The 17,793-nt window shown below is 64.6% G+C and carries 17 protein-coding genes; 11 read left to right on the top strand and 6 right to left on the bottom strand.

Annotated features, from left to right (window positions below; all coding sequences use genetic code 11):
* Positions 1-9 precede the first annotated feature (9 nt).
* Genes QMG83_RS09920 through QMG83_RS09905 form a run of 4 tightly spaced genes read left to right on the top strand, consistent with a single transcriptional unit; the run spans position 10 to position 3,572 of the window.
* Positions 10-498: a ribose-5-phosphate isomerase gene (locus QMG83_RS09920; RefSeq protein WP_283505201.1), complete on the top strand. Its 489-nt coding sequence runs from the start codon at positions 10-12 to the stop codon at positions 496-498.
* Complete coding sequence (locus QMG83_RS09915; protein WP_283505200.1) at positions 498-1,469, top strand: Fpg/Nei family DNA glycosylase; 972 nt, start codon at positions 498-500, stop codon at positions 1,467-1,469. Before QMG83_RS09920 ends, QMG83_RS09915 begins: the two co-directional genes overlap by 1 nt.
* Entirely contained in the window at positions 1,466-2,131 is a 666-nt protein-coding gene (locus QMG83_RS09910) for an FMN-binding negative transcriptional regulator (RefSeq protein WP_283505199.1), read from the top strand. Before QMG83_RS09915 ends, QMG83_RS09910 begins: the two co-directional genes overlap by 4 nt.
* Positions 2,118-3,572 (top strand): amidohydrolase, encoded by a 1,455-nt coding sequence (locus QMG83_RS09905; protein WP_283505198.1) that lies wholly within the window; start codon positions 2,118-2,120, stop codon positions 3,570-3,572. Before QMG83_RS09910 ends, QMG83_RS09905 begins: the two co-directional genes overlap by 14 nt.
* A gap of 3 nt (positions 3,573-3,575) precedes the next feature.
* Here the strand turns inward: QMG83_RS09905 and QMG83_RS09900 are convergent, their stop codons facing one another.
* Positions 3,576-4,064 (bottom strand): Dps family protein, encoded by a 489-nt coding sequence (locus QMG83_RS09900; RefSeq protein ID WP_283505197.1) that lies wholly within the window; start codon positions 4,062-4,064, stop codon positions 3,576-3,578.
* Positions 4,065-4,239: 175 nt separating this feature from the next.
* Between QMG83_RS09900 and QMG83_RS09895 the strand changes: the two genes are divergently transcribed.
* Together QMG83_RS09895 and QMG83_RS09890 are read left to right on the top strand one after the other, a co-directional pair.
* Positions 4,240-5,625 carry a sensor histidine kinase gene (locus QMG83_RS09895; RefSeq protein ID WP_283505196.1) on the top strand — a complete coding sequence of 462 codons (1,386 nt, stop codon included), beginning with the start codon at positions 4,240-4,242 and terminating at the stop codon, positions 5,623-5,625.
* Positions 5,626-5,644: 19 nt separating this feature from the next.
* On the top strand, positions 5,645-6,292 hold the full coding sequence (locus tag QMG83_RS09890) for a response regulator transcription factor (protein ID WP_283505195.1): 648 nt from the start codon (positions 5,645-5,647) through the stop codon (positions 6,290-6,292).
* Between the two features lie 18 nt (positions 6,293-6,310).
* Here the strand turns inward: QMG83_RS09890 and QMG83_RS09885 are convergent, their stop codons facing one another.
* Positions 6,311-10,006: an SCO7613 C-terminal domain-containing membrane protein gene (locus QMG83_RS09885; RefSeq protein ID WP_283505194.1), complete on the bottom strand. Its 3,696-nt coding sequence runs from the start codon at positions 10,004-10,006 to the stop codon at positions 6,311-6,313.
* A gap of 110 nt (positions 10,007-10,116) precedes the next feature.
* Here QMG83_RS09885 and QMG83_RS09880 point away from each other — a divergent pair, with 110 nt between their 5' ends.
* Together QMG83_RS09880 and QMG83_RS09875 are read left to right on the top strand one after the other, a co-directional pair.
* Positions 10,117-10,290: a hypothetical protein gene (locus QMG83_RS09880; RefSeq protein WP_283505193.1), complete on the top strand. Its 174-nt coding sequence runs from the start codon at positions 10,117-10,119 to the stop codon at positions 10,288-10,290.
* Positions 10,291-10,295: 5 nt separating this feature from the next.
* Positions 10,296-11,189 carry an alpha/beta hydrolase fold domain-containing protein gene (locus QMG83_RS09875; RefSeq protein WP_283505192.1) on the top strand — a complete coding sequence of 298 codons (894 nt, stop codon included), beginning with the start codon at positions 10,296-10,298 and terminating at the stop codon, positions 11,187-11,189.
* A gap of 12 nt (positions 11,190-11,201) precedes the next feature.
* Here QMG83_RS09875 and QMG83_RS09870 read toward each other — a convergent pair whose 3' ends face one another.
* From QMG83_RS09870 to QMG83_RS09855, 4 genes are all read right to left on the bottom strand, one after another.
* A complete protein-coding gene (locus QMG83_RS09870) occupies positions 11,202-11,966 on the bottom strand; it encodes an ABC transporter permease (RefSeq protein WP_283505191.1) in 765 nt (254 codons plus the stop codon).
* Positions 11,963-12,892, bottom strand: coding sequence for an ABC transporter ATP-binding protein (locus tag QMG83_RS09865; RefSeq protein ID WP_283505190.1), 930 nt, complete (start codon positions 12,890-12,892; stop codon positions 11,963-11,965). Before QMG83_RS09865 ends, QMG83_RS09870 begins: the two co-directional genes overlap by 4 nt.
* Positions 12,889-13,206 (bottom strand): PLD nuclease N-terminal domain-containing protein, encoded by a 318-nt coding sequence (locus QMG83_RS09860; protein ID WP_283505189.1) that lies wholly within the window; start codon positions 13,204-13,206, stop codon positions 12,889-12,891. The genes QMG83_RS09865 and QMG83_RS09860 overlap by 4 nt, the downstream gene beginning before the upstream one ends.
* A 103-nt stretch (positions 13,207-13,309) precedes the next feature.
* Positions 13,310-14,317 carry a LacI family DNA-binding transcriptional regulator gene (locus QMG83_RS09855; protein ID WP_349357778.1) on the bottom strand — a complete coding sequence of 336 codons (1,008 nt, stop codon included), beginning with the start codon at positions 14,315-14,317 and terminating at the stop codon, positions 13,310-13,312.
* A gap of 220 nt (positions 14,318-14,537) precedes the next feature.
* Between QMG83_RS09855 and QMG83_RS09850 the strand changes: the two genes are divergently transcribed.
* The 3 genes from QMG83_RS09850 (at position 14,538) to QMG83_RS09840 (ending at position 17,776) form a co-directional block, all read left to right on the top strand.
* Entirely contained in the window at positions 14,538-15,809 is a 1,272-nt protein-coding gene (locus QMG83_RS09850) for an ABC transporter substrate-binding protein (protein ID WP_283505188.1), read from the top strand.
* An 82-nt stretch (positions 15,810-15,891) separates the two neighbouring features.
* Entirely contained in the window at positions 15,892-16,860 is a 969-nt protein-coding gene (locus tag QMG83_RS09845) for a carbohydrate ABC transporter permease (protein WP_283505187.1), read from the top strand.
* Between the two features lie 10 nt (positions 16,861-16,870).
* Positions 16,871-17,776: a carbohydrate ABC transporter permease gene (locus tag QMG83_RS09840; RefSeq protein WP_283505186.1), complete on the top strand. Its 906-nt coding sequence runs from the start codon at positions 16,871-16,873 to the stop codon at positions 17,774-17,776.
* Positions 17,777-17,793 lie beyond the last annotated feature (17 nt).

Genomic DNA, 17,793 nt, shown 5'->3' with positions numbered 1-17,793 from the left:
ACTGGCACCATGCGCATCCACATCGCAACCGACCATGCCGGCCTCGAATTCAGTGACGACCTCAAACAGCACCTTTCAGCTGCTGGGCACGATGTCATCGACCACGGCCCGACCAGCTACGACGCGCTCGACGACTATCCGGCATTCTGCATCAACGCTGCGCTCGCCGTCGCCTCCGATCAGGCGGCGGGGATCGAGAGCCTGGGTGTCGTCTTCGGAGGTTCAGGAAACGGCGAGCAGATCGCGGCGAACAAGGTGCTCGGTGCTCGAGCAGCGTTGGTGTGGAACGAGAGCACCGCCCTGCTGGCGCGGCAGCACAACGATGCCAACGTAATCTCCATTGGCGCCAGACAGCACACTGTCGACGAGGCGAAACACTTCATCGATGTGTTCATCGCCGAACCGTTTTCGGGCGAGGAGCGCCACTCGCGGCGAATCGCACAAGTTGGTGAATTCGAGACCACCGGGCTGATTGCCGGACACGAGATCGTGCGCTGATGCCCGAAGGGCACTCCGTACACAGGATCGCGAGGCAGTTCGACCTGCATTTCGTGGGCTCTGAGGTCGCGGCATCCTCTCCGCAGGGTCGATTTGCCACAGGCGCGACCCAGATCGACGGTCGACGGATGATTCGAGCCATCGCCGTCGGAAAGCAGATGTTCCTCGAGTTCGACAACGACCTCTGGCTGCACGTGCACCTGGGCCTTTATGGCGCCTGGGATTTCGCTGGCGACATCACCGCAGATGCGACCACCGCATCGTCGAACGGCCGGATGGGCCAGACGGGGCAGAAGGGCACGGTCGTCGGAGAACACGAGGATTCGCTGTCGAGCATCGGTGCGCCGCGCAGGGCCAGGCTTCGCATGTCGGAACAGGAGAACCTGGGGGAGACCTTCGAGTCATTCCCGCCAGAGCCCGTCGGTGCGGTCAGGGTCAGGTTGCTCACCGAAAATACTGTCGCCGACCTTCGCGGACCGACGGCCTGCAACGTGCTTCGAGCCGATGAGGTGCAGGCGAAGATCGACTCGCTCGGGCCCGATCCGATGCTCGACAGTTCACAGAAGGCGGAAGACCGCTTCATCGCCTCGGTGCTGAAGAAACCGACCCCGATCGGCCTGCTTCTGATGGACCAGTCGGTCGTGGCCGGGATCGGCAACGTCTATCGGGCCGAACTGCTGTTCCGGGCGCGCCTCAACCCGCACACTCGCGGCAAAGACCTGCCGGAGGAGATCGTTCGTGCCCTCTGGAAGGACTGGTCGAGGCTGCTGAAGATCGGTGTGAAGACCGGCCAGATGATGACGATGGATGGCCTGAGCAAATCGGCCTACGATGGCGCGATGGCAAGCCGCGCTGACCGTCACTGGGTCTATCACCGCGAAGGTTTGCCGTGCCGGGTCTGCGGCACCCCGATCGTGATGGAAGTTGTTGGCGCCCGAAAGCTGTATTGGTGCCAGAAGGATCAGGCATGAGAAAGACACCCACCTACATCGTCACCGACCCAGACGAAATCAAGCGACTGATCCGTGAGAATCCGTGGGTCACGATGGTGTCGGCCACCTCGACGGGGATGGTGGCATCGCACTACCCGGTCGTGCTGGAGGAGGACGCCGACGGCATCAGCGTCGTCAGCCACGTCGGTCGCCCCGACGAGAAGCTGCACGAGCTCGGCCAGCACGAGATGCTGTTCATCGTGCAGGGCCCACACGGCTACATATCGCCGGGTTGGTATGCCACCAAGGATTTTGTTCCCACCTGGAATCACGTCACCGCGCATCTCTACGGCACCCCGGAATTGCTCAGTGACGAGGAAAATTTCGAGGTGCTCGGAGGTCTCGTCGATCATTTTGAACAAAGGATGCCCCACCCGGTGGCCCTCGACATTGATGAGGATGCTGCGCGCCGCATCGCGAAGGGCACCGTGGGGTTGCGGCTGCGGGTCACGCGCTTCGACGCCAGACTCAAGCTGAGCCAGAACAAGAGCCCGGAGGTCTTCGACCGCATCGTCGACGCCCTGGGCGGCACTGGGCCGTACAACTCGCCGCCACTGGCAGCAGAGATGCTGCGCGTGCGGGATGCGGCCGCCCTTGTCCCCGCCGAACCGGATGAGCCTGAGACCGATGCTGGTTCGTAACGCCCGCATCTCCGGCGGTGATGGTGCTCTCGTCGACCTGCTGATCGAGGGCGGCGTGATCGTCTCCATCTCCGCGGCTGGCGAGACGGCCTTCACCGAAGCCGATCTTGACGTCGCTGGGCGCTGGGTGTCTCCCGGACTCTGGGACAACCACGTTCACGCGAGCCAATGGGCCCTCATCGCACGCAGGCTCGATGTGTCGACCGCGACCTCCGCCCAGCAGGTCGCCGACCTTGTCGGCAACGCCCTCCGCGATGCGATCGTCGAGCCGGGGCAGGCGTTCGTCGGGTCGGGCTTTCGCGACGGGCTGTGGCCGGACGCGCCGTCGCTGGAAGTGTTGGATGCCGCCAGCCGCGGTGTGCCGGTCGTGCTCGTCAGCGGGGACCTTCACGCCGCGTGGCTAAACTCGGCGGCGCTCGAGCTGTACGGTCATCGCGGCCATCCGACGGGTTTGCTGCGGGAAGACCCAGCGTTCGAGGTCACTCGCCAGCTGAACGCGGTTCCGGACGAGATCCTCGACGCGTGGATGCTCGAGGCGGGGAAGGCCGCAGCGTCTCGAGGTGTTGTCGGCATCGCCGACCTGGAGATGGCGTGGAATCTCGAGACGTGGGAGCGTCGCATGCGCAACGGGTTCGACAGCCTGCGCGTCGAGTTCGGCATCTACAGCGAGCACCTTGACCGGGCGATCGAGCTTGGCCTGCGTACCGGCGATGCCGTTTCCGAACTGTTGACCGTGGGCCGCTACAAGGTGCTTACCGACGGATCGCTGAACACCCGCACGGCATACTGCTACGACGAATATCCCGGCATGGAGGGCCAGGAGCATTCCCATGGGATGCTCACGGTGCCGCCCGAGCAACTGATTCCGCGCATGCGCATGGCAGTTGACGGGGGCATCGAGCCAACGGTCCACGCGATCGGTGACCACGCCACATCCCTCGCCCTCGACGCTTTCGAGCAACTCGCAAGCCCCGGCAGGATCGAGCACGCACAGCTGGTGTCAGATCGCGACATCCAGAGATTCGCCGAGTTGGGAGTAACCGCGAGCGTGCAGCCCGATCACGCGATGGACGACCGGGACGTCGCCGAGAAATTCTGGCCGGGGCGCACGGCGCGCACGTTCCCGCTGCGATCCCTGCTCGACGCGGGGGCGCGGCTTGCTCTGGGGTCTGACGCGCCCGTGTCGCCACTCGACCCGTGGGTGGCGATCGCCGCAGCCGTGGGTAAGTCTCGCGACGGGCGTGCGCCGTGGCATCCAGAGCAGGCCATCACCGCACGCGAAGCTCTCGCCGCCAGCACCCGCACGACGGTAGCCGTCGGGCAGGCGGCCGATCTCATCGTGACCGATGACGACCCGGAGACACTCACAGCCGACCAGCTGCGGGGCGTCGTCGTGCTGGCCACCCTGTTGGGTGGCCGCCTCACCCACGACGTGCTGTAGCGCCTACTTTGTGGCGAGGTGCGCGAAGAGGAACCAGCGGTCCTTCTCAAGCCCGCGGGCGATCTCGATCGCAACATCCTGGCTCACCGGGTCGAGCTCTGCGAGCTCGGTGATCGCGGTGCGAACCGTGACGAGTGTCGCGTCGATGCCGGCGATGATCTCAGCGATCACGGTGTCTGACTGCTGGAAGCCAGCGCTCAGTGCCGGGGTGGTCGCGCGAGCGCCCACGGTCTGGATGCGGCCGTCGATGGGAAGGCCAAGTGCAACGACGCGCTCCGCTGCAGTGTCTGCGTACTCACGGACGCGGTCTACCACGTCGTCCAGCAGCAGGTGAATGGCCTGGAAGTTGGCGCCACGAACGTGCCAGTGCGCCTGCTTGCCGTCGACGGACAGCGCCGTGAGGTCTGTGACGACCGGGCCGAGGAATTGCGCAACGCCGGAGGTGACATCCGGGTCAGCTGATGTCTGGGGAACGGCCTGAACTTCAGTCATGGGGAGACTCCTAATTTGTGTATCTGCAGTAAACGCTAGTGACCCAGAGATATTCCGCAAGCAAGCTGAGGCAACGCTAAGTGGGCTGGTGATCGTGGGCGCGGGGGCTAACCCCACCAGCCTTTCGTGAGCCTGCCCGCTGGCCCGAATCCGCGCGTGTCGCGAGTCTGGGAACATGATTGCGACAGACTTGCACCGTGACACCATCCGCGATGACACGATGACCACCCCGCCCGCGCCTCGCAGGGCCTCCGGCTACGGCCGACTCTGGCGCGGGCTGCCCGCTGAGGTGGCATACCTGCTCATTGCTTTCCCGATTGCGTTGACCGGGTTCGTCATCGTGATCACCCTGTTCTCCACCGGAATCGGCACGCTCGTCACCTTCTTCATCGGCGTCATTCTCATCATCGGGGCGCTGTACGTCGCTCGCGGCTTCGGAACTCTCGACGTGATGTTCCTGACCTGGGCCGGGCGCCGGCCCATCTCGAAGCCGGAGTGGCAGGATGCCCGTGCCGCGTCAGGGTTCTTCGGTTGGCTTCGGGCCGTGCTTGGCAACGGGCACTACTGGCTCTACCTGTTGCACACCATGATCGTCGACTTCATCCTCAAGGTCGTCACGTGGACGATCATGGTCGTCTGGTTGTCTCTCGCCCTTGGCGGGCTGAGTAACTGGTTCTGGAGCCTGTTCATAAGCCCGGATGAGGATTGGTATGTGTCGGAATGGTTGTTCCCCGACGCGTCTCTCGACTTCCGCGCCACAGACAGCTTGCTGTTGTTCGCGTTGGGCCTCGTGTTCGCCGCCACGCTTCCCTTCGTGAGCCGGGCGCTCATCTCACTGCACTGGCTCGTCGCCCGCGGCATGCTCGGCGCGTGGAAGTCGGACGCTCTGCAGCGCCAGGTCGTCACACTCGAGCAATCGAGGGGTGCCGCTCACGCCGCCGAGGGCCACTCGCTGCGTCGGCTTGAGCGCGACATCCACGACGGACCCCAGCAGCGGTTGGTTCGGCTGCAGATGGATCTCGCCGCGGCACAACGCCAGCTTGACGCTGATCCCGAAAAGTCTCGCGCGCTCATTGCCGAGGCCATGCAGCAATCGAAGGATGCCCTTGAGGAACTCCGGGCGCTCTCACGCGGTATCGCGCCGCCCATCCTTCTCGACCGCGGCCTGATCGCTGCGCTCGAATCGGCGGCAGACCGCAGCACTGTGCCCACGCGCATCGTCGACGAGTTGCCAGCAGGCACCGAACTTGCGCAGGAAATCGAGCGGAACGCTTATTTCGTCGTGAGCGAGGCGCTGGCGAATGCCGCCAAGCATTCCCGCGCGACAGCTGTCGAGGTTGTTGTCTCGCTCGCGTCGGGCGCCGAGTCGCAGGTCTTGTTGCGGATGACGGTGACGGACAACGGCGTCGGTGGAGCATTCTCCATCGTCGGTCACGGCATCGCAGGGCTGCAGGAGCGACTGCGGGGTCTCGGCGGAACGCTGCACTTCAGTAGTCCTGCGGGCGGACCCACTGTCATCACCGCAGACATCCCCGCGAATGCCGGGGTGACTCCGGCATGAGCCGTGCCAGTGTTGACCCATGACGACGTTGCGTGTGGTGGTCGCTGACGACTCGGTGTTGCTGCGCGAGGGCCTCATCCGGGTGCTTGTTGAGGCTGGCTTCGACGTCACCGGCTCGTATGGCACCGCAGCTGCCCTGCTGGCGGAACTTGAGTCGCTCGATCCTGACGTCGCGATCCTCGACGTCAGGATGCCGCCCACGTTCCGTGACGAAGGTGTGCGTGCGGCGATTGCCGCGCGTGTGCTGCGACCGCGGCTCGGCATTCTGCTGCTGTCACAGTACGTCGAGGTCGCGTACGCCCAGGAGCTGCTGTCGTCGGGCCGGGGCGGAATCGGATACCTCCTGAAAGACCGGGTGGCGTCGCTCGACGAGCTCAAGGATGCAGTTCAGCGCATCGCCGCTGGAGCCACCGTTCTCGACCCTGAGGTCGTGGCGCAATTGCTGGGCCGCCGCCATGATCCGTTGGCGACGCTCACTCCCCGCGAGCATGACGTGCTCGCGCTCATGGCCGAGGGGCGCACCAACGCCGCGGTGGGTGCCGCGCTCGTGATCGGCACTGGCGCGGTCGAGAAGAACGTGACATCCATTTTCCAGAAGCTGGGGCTGGACGATTCGGGGTCAGATCATCGACGAGTTCTCGCCGTACTCGCCTGGCTGCAGCGCTGACCGAAGCGCCGTCGCCGCTTACCGCAGCGCCGAGATCCTGCTTCCGACCGATCTCAGGTCACGGATGCGTCGTTCGAGAGTGATCGCGACGAACAGGATGACCGCACCGCCGGCCACCGCCCAGATCCACCACTCGGTGAGCTGGTAGATCTCGATGATCTGCGGCGCAAACGTGCGGATCGCGTGAATGAGCACGACGACGGAGCCGATGATCAGCGGGGCCTGGAGCCTGAGCAGGGCTCCCACGAGGATCACGAGGATGCACACCACACCGAGCCCGACGAGACGCCAGATGGGCGCATCGGTGAAGGTCGCCAGCAGGGACGGGACGATCAGCACGAGGAGGCCCGGTGCCAGCCACGGCCAACTGCCTCGCGTAGGCTCCCTCCGCATCTGAACGGCACCCACCGTGAGCAATGCCGCGGCGATGATGGCGGTGACCCACTCCAGCGGATCGATGGCGTCAACGGTGATGGCCGAGACCCCGACGATCGTGGCGCCGACGAGCGCCACCCATCCGACGGCCCGAGTGAAGGGAGCGCGGTCGATGAGCAGGCTCGCGACGAACGTCGCCGCGAGAACGACCAGTACAGTCACCGCTCTCACCGTGCCGATGAGCTCGTTGTCGAGCACGGAGAATTCGATGATGACAACGCCCCCGATGGCCAGCGCGATGACGGCCTCGCCAATCTCGGTGCGTCTGCGGTGAGTCTTCTCGTGGGGAAGTCTGGCCTGGAGGATCGCGGCGGCGACAAGCGCGGCGACGGTTGCGGCTATCCACACGTCCAGCTGGAGGTCATCCCTGACCGGCGTGAGTGCGATCACCGCAGCACGACCAAACCCGGCGACGACCAGCCCGACAGCGCCAGCGATCGCCGCGCCGTCGAGGTAGGGCCGCAGCGCTGGTGGCCTGACAGCGAGACTGGCGGCCAGCAGCAGGACCGCGCAGGATGCCGCGATGCTGACCGTGCGCACCGTGGGCCCGGTCATGGCCACCACGGCGATCGGCAGGATGGCGACGAGCAGGCCGCCGAGTGCGATCAGGGGCGGCGCCGCCGACCGTACTGCAGCCGTGCGGGTCGCGCGCCAGCCGAGCAGCGCAATGAGAAGCAGCGCTCCGGCCGGAGGGAGCACGTAGAGCTCCACGTCGGTGAAGGCGGCGTCGTTCAGGCCCCACCATAATCCGCCGACTGCCAGCGCCAGTGCGAGCCACCCCAGATGCTTTCGTGGGCTCAACGAAGAGATGAGGCCGTCGGGTGAGATGGCGAGCATGAGCGCGGTCACGGCGGCGATGACGAGCACCAGCCACGTGGCATCCTGCCCCAGCGCCAGCAGCACGGCGGGCACCGCGACGATCACAGCGCCGATCTCGAGGGGGAGCCGGGCCGTCGACCGCGCCACCGTGACCGCCAGAGCGGCCGCGGCGACGATCAGCGCGGCCAGGCTGGGGGCGATGGTCTGGACAAAGCTCGGCAGGGATGCCCAGCGTGCCAGCGAATCGAGGGCCCAGGCAGCGGTCGGCGCCACGAGCACTGACGCAGCGAATTTCTCAACACGGTACGCCGCGGTCGGGCGCGCCACCCGCCAGAGCACGAGAGCACCGATCATTCCCAGCGCCAGCAGTGTCGTGGTGGGGTTGTAGGGCAGAACGAGAACGTCGGTGTGCTCTACGCCCGAAGCGGCTCCAGTCCACCAACTGATCGCGCCGGCACCTGTGGCCGCGAGAAGCGGGATCCAGAACAGCACTTTGGTTTCGACCAGCGACAGCCGGCGAGCCAGCAGGGCGGAAGTAATCAGCAGCAGGATGGCAAGAAGCGCCACCGCGTGCACGGACTCGAGGGAAGCGCCACGACCCGCAGCGAATCGCTCGTTGATGTGAAAGCCCTCGGCCGCGATGGCGACGAACGCAAGAACGCTCGCGAGCCCCAGGGTCGCCGCACGGATCACCGGGGTGTCGATGACCGCACGGGATGCCACCAGCAGCGCAACGACCCCCACGGAGCCGTACCACCACGTGTCGATACTCGCCCATGACGAGATGTAAGCCAGCACCATCCCAGCAAGCGAGGTGCTCGCGATGGTGATGCGGATGGCAGGGCTCCAGTCGCGCGTGCGGGCGAAGCCGAGCGCCACGAGCCCCGCGGCGGCGACGGCCAGCCAGGCGGCAACCGCTGCCCACAGCACGCCAGCCAGGGGAACAGCGAGCAGGAGCGTTGCGCCGCCGACGACGAGGATGACGGGCAGTCGCTCATCGATGGTGCCCGCGATGGCCCATGCTGCCGCGGCGAGCACGACCACGACGAGCAGTGCGAGCAATGCCGCTGCACTCTCGGGCTGCAGCCGTATCGGTGTGCCGCCAGTGGTGGACCATCTCGGTGCTGCCGAGGCAAGAAGAGACGCGGTCGGCTCGAACGAATAGACGGCGGGCGACGGCAGCGTCGCCACGATGAACCCTGTGGCCGAGTACATGGCCGTGCGGGCGAACGGCGCGGCGCTGCTCGAGCGGACCCCGCGGGAGACCAGCTCAAGCCCAAGCGCGACGACGGTCGCGCCGACGAGAGGCCAGAACGCCCAGATTGCCTGGTCGTCGATTCGCAGCGCGACAAAGAAGGTGGTGCTCGCCGCTGCTGCGCCGCCGATAGCCGCAGCAGTGCGACCCGCCGCGATGGGGGATCCGATCCGAACGATCAGGCCCACCTGAGCGAGGGCGGCGATGGCGACGAGGCCGAAACCGATTGCGGGGGACGCGTCTCCGCCAGGCAGGAGGGGGCTGACGAGCCCCGCGAAAACGAGCCCGACAATGCCGAGCCACGCGACGATGGCCCGCTCGATCCGATGCCGCGCCGCAGCGTGCGTGAGGCTGCCGAGGGCCAGGGCGATGTAGCTGGCGAAGATGCGCAGCCCCTCGTCGACGCCGTCTGTCGCCCCGCCGACCAGCAGTGCAAGCCCCGGCGCAAAGGTTGCGAAGGCAATGATGTTGGGCAGCCGGAGCCCGGAAAAGCGGTGCCATACCGCGAAGCCGACCGACGACAGAAGCAGGGCGACGCCCCAGTACAGCAGGCCATTGACGGCGTCTGCGCCGAACAGCGCGTTCGCCCGGATCGCGAACACGTCGAGGTAGACGAACACCACGCCGAGGGCCGAGATGGCCTCGGCCGTGGCTCTCAACCGACGTCGTTTCAGCAGGGTCGCGCCGATGATCGCGGCGATCGTGACCCCGACGATGATGATGGATCGCCAGACCAAGCCGAACGTGATGAAGGCATAGACGAGAAAAAAGATCGCGCCGATCGACAACAACGAGACGCCGACGATGAGCAGAATGACCTGCACGCCGAGGTGACGACGCTCGGCAGCGGGTGCCTCGGCGGCGTGCACGGGGGTTGGCGCGGGAGCTGTCGGGGGTGCGGGCGCTGTCGTGGGTGCGGCGACGTCTGCCGGAACCGCCGGCACGCCGGGCTGGGCCGGTGCCTCAGCCTGCGCCGCATCGTGCCGGATGCGCCCGATGATCTGCAGCCGGCGGTCGAGGGCGGCCGAGGCATCCTCCGATGAAGAGTCGAGCTGAGCGACCAGCGGACTCGCGAGGTTGAGCCCGCAGCTGCCGCAGACCTCGCCGACACGATCGACCAGGCAGGCGGGGCACACCTGGTTGGTGAGGTCGCGAGGGTTTCGGGGAAACTGCACGAAACCCACGAAAGGAAGGTAGTTATTCATCGTGGCTCAGGGTACTGGGAGCGACGCGATCACAGATAAGTTCGCCCCAAACTGGGGAGAGCGGGTGGTGGCGTGCTCGGGACAGGGAAGCTCGTAGCTATTATGGAGACGTGAACATCGTCGCTTTCGTCATCTCGCTGGGCCTCTTCGTGGCAGGTTTCTACGTCATGGGTTCGGCGTTCTACATTGAGGGTGCCGAATTCGCCGTCTTCATGGCCGGCCTCCTGCTGTCGTGCCTCGGTGTCTTCATCCCGATTCACGTTCTGAAGCGCATCGACGGCTGACCGTCATGGCGAGCTTGTTGAGCAGGCTCGCGCCTCTGGTCATCACCCTGCGTGGTTCGAAGCGTGGCTTCAGTACTGCGCAGCGCACCCTCGACAGCGTCGCCAGGCTGCAGCGCAAACCGAAGTCATTCGCGCCGCCGTCCAGATTGACGGCGAAGGTCGACGTCGCGCGCCGGGACGTTGACGGCTGGCCGGTATTCTCCCTGTCGCCGAAAGGCAGGCAGCCCGACACCAGGGCGATCTACCTGCACGGTGGATGCTACGTCTACGAGATCGACCCCGTGCACTGGACCTTCATCGCGAATCTTGCGGTCGAGGCTGGCATCACCGTCATCGTGCCCATCATGCCGCTCGCGCCAGCTGGAACGGCCAGCGTGGTCGTGCCGGCGGTCGCGGACCTTGCGGCATCGCTCATCGCCGAGGTAGGCGCTGAGAACCTCAGCATCATCGGTGACTCTTCGGGTGGAGGAATGTCGCTTGCCGTGGCGATGGAGCTTCGCGACCGTGAGCTTCCGCCGCTGCACCGGACCGTGCTCATTGCGCCCTGGCTCGACATCAGCGGCACCGATCCGATGCTCGCGGTCATTGCCCCGACGGACCCGTGGTTGGCCGTGCCGGGAACCCACGCGGCCGGAAAGCTCTATCGCGACGAACTGGGGGAGGGCGACTGGCGCGTCAGCCCGCTTCACGGTGACCTGACGGGGCTCGGGCCGATCACCATGTTCAGCGGAACCCGCGACATTGTGCACGCCGACGCCATGCGATTCCTGCCGCTCGCGGCCGAAGCCGGCCTCGAGGTCGACTATCACGAGGGCCAGGGAATGCTGCACAACTACCCGATCCTCCCGATGCCCGAAGGCGATGCGGCTCGCATGGCGATCGTGGCCGCGATTCGCTGAGCATCGGTCGCGCTACAGCTCTTTCCTCCGGAACAGGGCCGCCGCCCCTGCGACGAGGATGAGGGAAACCGTCAGGGACGTGACGACGGGCCACACGAGCGATGGCGTCGACGCGCCCGCGGCAAGGGCTGCGGCGTGCACGGCGAGCCCGGCGGGGGAGTAGTCGCTGAGCGGCGTCCAGATTGCCGCAACCGAGAGCAGCACGAATGCCCCAATCCCGCCCCCCGATGCCCCGGCGGCCGATCCAATCACGACTGACAGGAAGGTCATGATGGCGATGAACAGGATGGCGAGCACGAGCCAGATCGCCGCCGACGACCACAGCGGGCCGGGAGGAGCTGGCCCGAAAATCGCGGCAGTGATTGCCCACGTCACGAGCGTGCCAGCGCCCAGCAGCATCGACACGAACACGCAGTTCACGACGGCTTTCACCGCGACGAAGGCGGTGCGCGACACCGGCTTGGTCAGTACGAGAAGCGCGGTGCCGCTCCGCAGCTCCGACGAAACGATGCCGCCATAAATGATGATGATGGCGAACAGCGTGATCTGCGACAGGTTCTTGATCCACCCGCTGTACGCATCGAGATAAGTTGGCGATGGGAGCACGAGTTGGTCGAGCCCTGCCCCGCCTACCGCACCGATGATCTCCGGAGTGAATCGGGCCACGACGGGTCCGCTGATGGCGAAGAAGAGCATGATCGCCGGAAGCACCCAGATTCGCCAGGTGTAGACAATTTCTCTGGCCTCCTTCGTGGCGAACTGTAGGTACGCATTCATGAGCGCGCACCCCCCACCAGTTCGACGAAGACTTCCTCCAGGCCCATCTCTCCCGCCTCCATGCGCACGAGCCCGGTGCCCTGCGATGCGACCAGCGCGGGAATCTCACGCCGTGCGGCCTCGATATCCGAGACGGCGACCTCGATCGTGTCATGCGATCCTTGCGCGGCCGATGCCGCCCAGGCGCACGTCGCGATGGCGGCGGCGAGCATCTGCGCACCCTCGGTGACCTGAATCACTATCTTGTGCTGCCCGTACTGCCGCTTCAGGTCGTCGATGGGCGCGTGCGCCACGATGCGACCGCGGTCGAGAATGGCGACCGTATCGCACACCCGCTCGACATCACCGAGGATGTGCGTCGAGAAGAACACGGTCGTGCGGCCCCGCAGCGAGGCGACCATATCGAGCACTTCCTTGCGCCCGATCGGGTCGAGCGCGCTCGTGGGCTCGTCGAGAAGCAAGAGCCGGGGCGCGTTGATCAAGGCCTGCGCGATACCCAGGCGCTGCTTCATCCCTCGTGAGTAATCGCCGATTCTGGCCGTGACTCCACCCAGGCCGGAGAGGTCGAGGAGCATCTCGATTCGATCGCGCTGAGCGGCGCCTCTGAGACCGAACAGGCCCCCAGCGAAGTCGAGGAATTGCTCGGCCGTCATCCAGTCGTAGAACGCCGGCACGTCTGGCAGAAACCCGATCTCGGCGCGAACGGAGTTGCCGGCTGAGGTCACGTCGTGCCCGAGCACTCTCACGCTGCCGCTGGTCGGCCGCGCCAGACCGGTCAACAACCGCAGCATCGTGGTTTTGCCCGCACCGTTGGGGCCGAGGAACCCGAAGATCGACCCTTCGTCGACAGTGAGGTCGACGTTGTCGAGAGCGAGCTTCGACCCAAAGGCCTTGCTCAGAGCGGTAGCCGCTATCGCGTCGCTCATTCCGATTCGGCACCGTCGCGGGTGCCATAGAGCGAGTCAGCGACGCTCCGAGGAGTCTCGCGTCGAGTGGCCGCGGTTTCAACGATCTGTGGGGTGCGTGCGCGACCCACGGCGAAATAGAGGATGGCGCCGAGAAAGTTGACGAGAAGGATGATCGCCACCCACGCCCACTTGTTGCCCAGCATCACCTGTGCCACCGGACGGCGGTACAGATCAATCAAGGCGATCACATTGAGGGTGATTTGCACGGCGACGGCGACGCCCAGCGCGACGATCATCCACAGTGGGAGGCTCGAAAGGCTATCGACCTGCACCGGATCTCCTTCTCTCAGCTGACATTCGGTTTCACGACATGTCTACACCCGTGGGCGATGGATGCAGGATCGAGTGACAGAAGGCCTGGTGTGAGTGGATTCATCAGCTTCGCACCGAGTCTCGCCACACCATCGTGGTCGGAAGCGTGATCCTGACGGGCGCGCCGTCGGTAGAGGAAATGAGGTCGCCCAGCGCTCGCACCATGAGTGCTCCAAGTTCTTCAACCGGCTGACGGATGGTCGTCAGTTTCGGCTCGACCATCGTGGAGATGACCGTGTCGTCGAACGAGATCACGGATACATCCTCGGGCACCCGGCGGCCCCTGGCGCGCAGCGTCGAGAGGGCTCCGGCGGCCATGAGGTCGGACATCACAAAGAGCCCGTCCAGATCCGGCTCGAGATCGAGCAGGGTGTGCATCGCCGCCGCACCTCCCGTCGTGAGGAAGTCGGAGTGCTCGACGAGCCGAGAATCGAGTCCGCTCTCGTCGAGGGCCGCCGTCCATCCGGCGAGACGGTCCACGGTGATTCCCATGCTCGCCGGACCGGCAATGACACCGAGTTTTCGACAGCCAGCACCGATTAGGCCCTCGGCCGCCAATCGAGCTCCGCCGACACTGTCGGCATCCACATACGACACTGGCTGAGTCGCCGAATCGACGGGACGCCCCAGATAAACCACCGGAATATCCGTTCGAGCGAGCAGGCGGGGGAGCTCCGTGTTGTGAGCCTCCAAGATCACCAGCGCGCCGTCGATGTGACTGGACTCTATGTATCTAAGGAATTTCTCGTCGGGCTCACCGTCCGCGCGGAGGATCATGACCAGTTGCTGCTGCGATTTGGCCACCTCCCGGATGGCGCCGTGGAGCGCTATGGAGAAGAAAGCGTTCGAACCTTGAGACAGATCGGCCTCGGGGACGATGAGCGCCACCGAATCGTGTCGTCCGCGCGCGAGTGATCGCGCCGCTGGGTTGGGCCGGAACCCCAGCATCTCGGCCGCCTCGAGTACGGCCGCTACGCGGTCGGGATGCACAGTGTGGATTCCGTTCATTGCACGCGAGGCAGTCGTGCGCGAGACTCCGGCCTGTTGGGCAACGTCATCGAGTGTGACCATGTGCTCATCTTCCCGCATCTGCCGTTCGGCGGTATGCCTCTCACGTTCAGTCCCACCAACATACCGAAGAAGCGCTTCCTCAGGGGTTGTCATCCCGTAAAAATTCCCTTATGGTGGTCACAATTCATCAAGGAAGCGCTTCCTCAACGAGATTTTGACGATGCGCACCGGATGAAGCCCATAAAGTCCCCAATCACCTCACCGTGGAGGAAAAGAACAGATGAAAGCCAAGAAGAAGATCACAGCAATCCTGGCGGGGGGCGCAGCTCTTGCCCTCCTGGCAGGTTGTGCATCAGCAGGCGGCGGCGATCAGGCCGACGGCAAGATCACGCTCAACGTGTGGACCTTCGGTGGAATGGGCCTGGACGAGGCGTTTGCCCAGTACCAGGAGGAAAACCCCAACATCACCCTGAAGGTCACGAATGCGGGCGGCGCTGACGAGCAGGCACAGTCGCTGACCACGGCGCTGGCCGGCGGAAAGGGGCCGGATGTCGCGGCCATCGAAATCGGGTACATGGCGCAATTCAAGGCGCAACCGCAGAACTTCATCGATCTGAACACCCTGGGCGCCGAGGACATCAAGGACAGCTTCCTCGATTGGCGCTGGGAGCAGGGTGTCGCTGCGAACGGCGCCGTCGTCGGCATCCCAACCGATGTCGGCGGACTCGCCATGGCCTATCGCACCGATCTCTTCGCGGCGGCGGGACTCCCCACCGATCGCGACGAGGTCAGCGCACTGTGGCCGACGTGGGACGACTTCATCAAGGTTGGGGAGGACTACAAGGCCGCCACGGGTAAGGGCATGGTCGACAACGTATCGAACTCCATCTACAACGCGGTGGTGCGCCAGGGCGACGAGATGTACTACGGCAATGACGAGACCGATCTGGTCTATGACAAGAACAAGCAGGTGCGTAAGGCGTTCGATCTCGCACTGGACGCCGTGCCGATCTCATCGAGGACGGGGTCGTTCAGCGAGGAGTGGAATGCTGGCATGAACAACGGCGACTTCGCGGTGTTGGCTGCCCCCGCCTGGATGACCACCTACATCTCGCAGCAGGCTCCCAGCACCACGGGCAAGTGGGACGTCGCAGCCGTTCCCGAGGACGCGGGCAACTGGGGCGGCAGCCAGCTGACCATCCCCGCGAAGTCCGCACACCCTGAGGAGGCGTTCGCCTTCATCCAGTGGTTGATGTCGCCGGAACAGCAGTTGGCCATCTTCCAGGCGCACGGCAACTTCCCGTCCACGCCGGAGTTGTACGACTCCGCTGACATTCAGGACTTCACGAGCGAGTTCTTCAGTGACGCGCCGGTGGGTCCGATCTACGCCAAGAGTGTCAAGGCGATCAAGCCGATCTACGAGGGTCCGCAGCAGCGGATCATCGACACGGCTATCCAGAACGTCATAAACCAGGTCGAGAACGGTGAAGAGCCCGCGGCAGGTGCGTGGGACGCGGCCCTGAAAAATGTGACAACCGCTCTCAAGGGTTAGTCGCTTCACACGTGCGGGCGTCGCGCTGATCGCGACGCGACGCCCGCACCCCCTCCCCATCTCACGTCAATTGGAGTCCGCTGTGGTTCTCACTTCATCACCCCAGGCCGAGTCGGTCGGCGCTGAGCGCCCACCCGAGCGCGCGCCACGCCGCCGAATGCGCGCGGCAAGCAGAATGGACGCGGCGGCCCCCTACGCCTATATCGCACCGTTCTTTGTCATCTTCGCGGTGTTCGGACTCTTCCCGACACTTTTCACCTTCTACGTGGCCCTGTTCGACTGGAATCCAATCGGTGGCCAGACCTTCATCGGACTCAAGAACTTCACCGATCTGTTCAGTGACGAACGGTTCTGGAATGCGCTACGTAACACCTTCAGCATCTGGGTTCTGTCCACGGTTCCCCAACTGATCCTGGCGCTCTTCCTCGCGCAGTTGCTCAACAACGTCCGGCTGAAATTCGCGAATCTCTTCCGCATGTCGATGCTGGTTCCGTACATCACCTCGGTGGTGGCGACCACAATCGTGTTCGCCTCGCTTTTCGGCCGAGACTATGGCCTGATCAACGGTGCGCTCGGGCTGTTCGGTGTGGGCCCGATCGACTTCAAGGCCGACACACTCGCCAGCCATATCCTCGTCTCGACGATGGTGCTCTGGCGGTGGTTCGGCTACAACACCCTCATCTACCTCGCTGCACTGCAGGCGATACCGAAGGATGTGTACGAGGCTGCGGCCATCGACGGCGCAGGAGGGTTCAAGCAATTCATCTTCGTGACGATTCCGTCGCTGAGGCCCGTCATCATCTTCACCGTCGTGGTGTCGACCATCGGCGGCCTGCAGGTCTTCACAGAACCGCTGTTGCTCTCGTCGCCGGGCCTCACGGGCGGTGCGGGTAGGCAATACCAGACGCTCACGCTGTTCCTCTACGAACAGGGATTTGGCAACTTCCAGTTCGGGTACGGTTCGGCGATCGGAGTGACCCTCTTCCTGCTCATCGTTGCGTTCTCGGTGATCAATTTCCTCCTCTCCCGGCGCATTTCGTCGGACGACTGAAAGACAGACCATGACACAGGCACCCATATCTCTGGCCGCGCCCGCACTGGCAAGTCCGCCGACGAACAGCCCGACGAAGAAACGAAAGAACGTCTTCACGGGACGGGTTCGGTGGTACACCTACTTCTTCCTGATCCTCTCGGTGATCGTCAGCGTCTTCCCGCTCTATTGGATGTTCGTTGTCTCCACCAACGATTCGGCCGCGGTCTCGCAGATGCCCCCGACGGTCATACCAGGGGGAAACTTCTTCACTCTCGCCGAGCAGGTCTTCACGACGGTTCCCTTCGTGATGAGCCTCGTCAACTCGTTCATTGTTGCGAGCACCATCGCGGTGGCACAGATGCTGCTCAGCACTCTCGCAGGCTTCGCCTTCGCGAAGCTCGAATTCCGCGGCAAGAACGCCCTCTTTGTGTTCGTCATCGGCACGATGATGGTTCCGACCCAGCTCTCGGTCATCCCGCTCTATCTCGTGATGTCTAACCTGGGCTGGATCGACTCCCTACAGGCGCTCATCGTTCCCGGCATGGCCAGCGCATTCGGGATCTTCTGGATGCGCCAGCACTTCGCGGGCGTGTTGAACAACGAGCTCATACAGGCAGCGCGCATCGACGGATGCAGCACGTGGCAGATCTACTGGCGCATCGCATTCCCCCTTGTCAGATCCGCAGCGTTCGTGCTCGGGCTGTTGGCCTTCGTGACGGCGTGGAATGACTTCCTGTGGCCACTGATCGTGCTCCAGTCTCCCGAGAACTACACCGTGCAGCTCGCGATCAAGGCGCTCCAGAGTCAGTACTTCGTCGACTACGGGCTGGCGATGTCCGGGTCGTTCCTGGCGACCATCCCACTGCTCATCCTCTTCATCTTCGTCGGTCGCAAGATGGTGGCCGGGGTCATGGATGGCGCCTTCAAGGGCTAACCAGCACGCCTTTCACA

This window comes from Salinibacterium sp. G-O1 (assembly GCF_030063305.1).
GTDB lineage: Bacteria > Actinomycetota > Actinomycetes > Actinomycetales > Microbacteriaceae > Rhodoglobus.
This window is presented reverse-complemented; position numbering and strand designations above follow the sequence as displayed.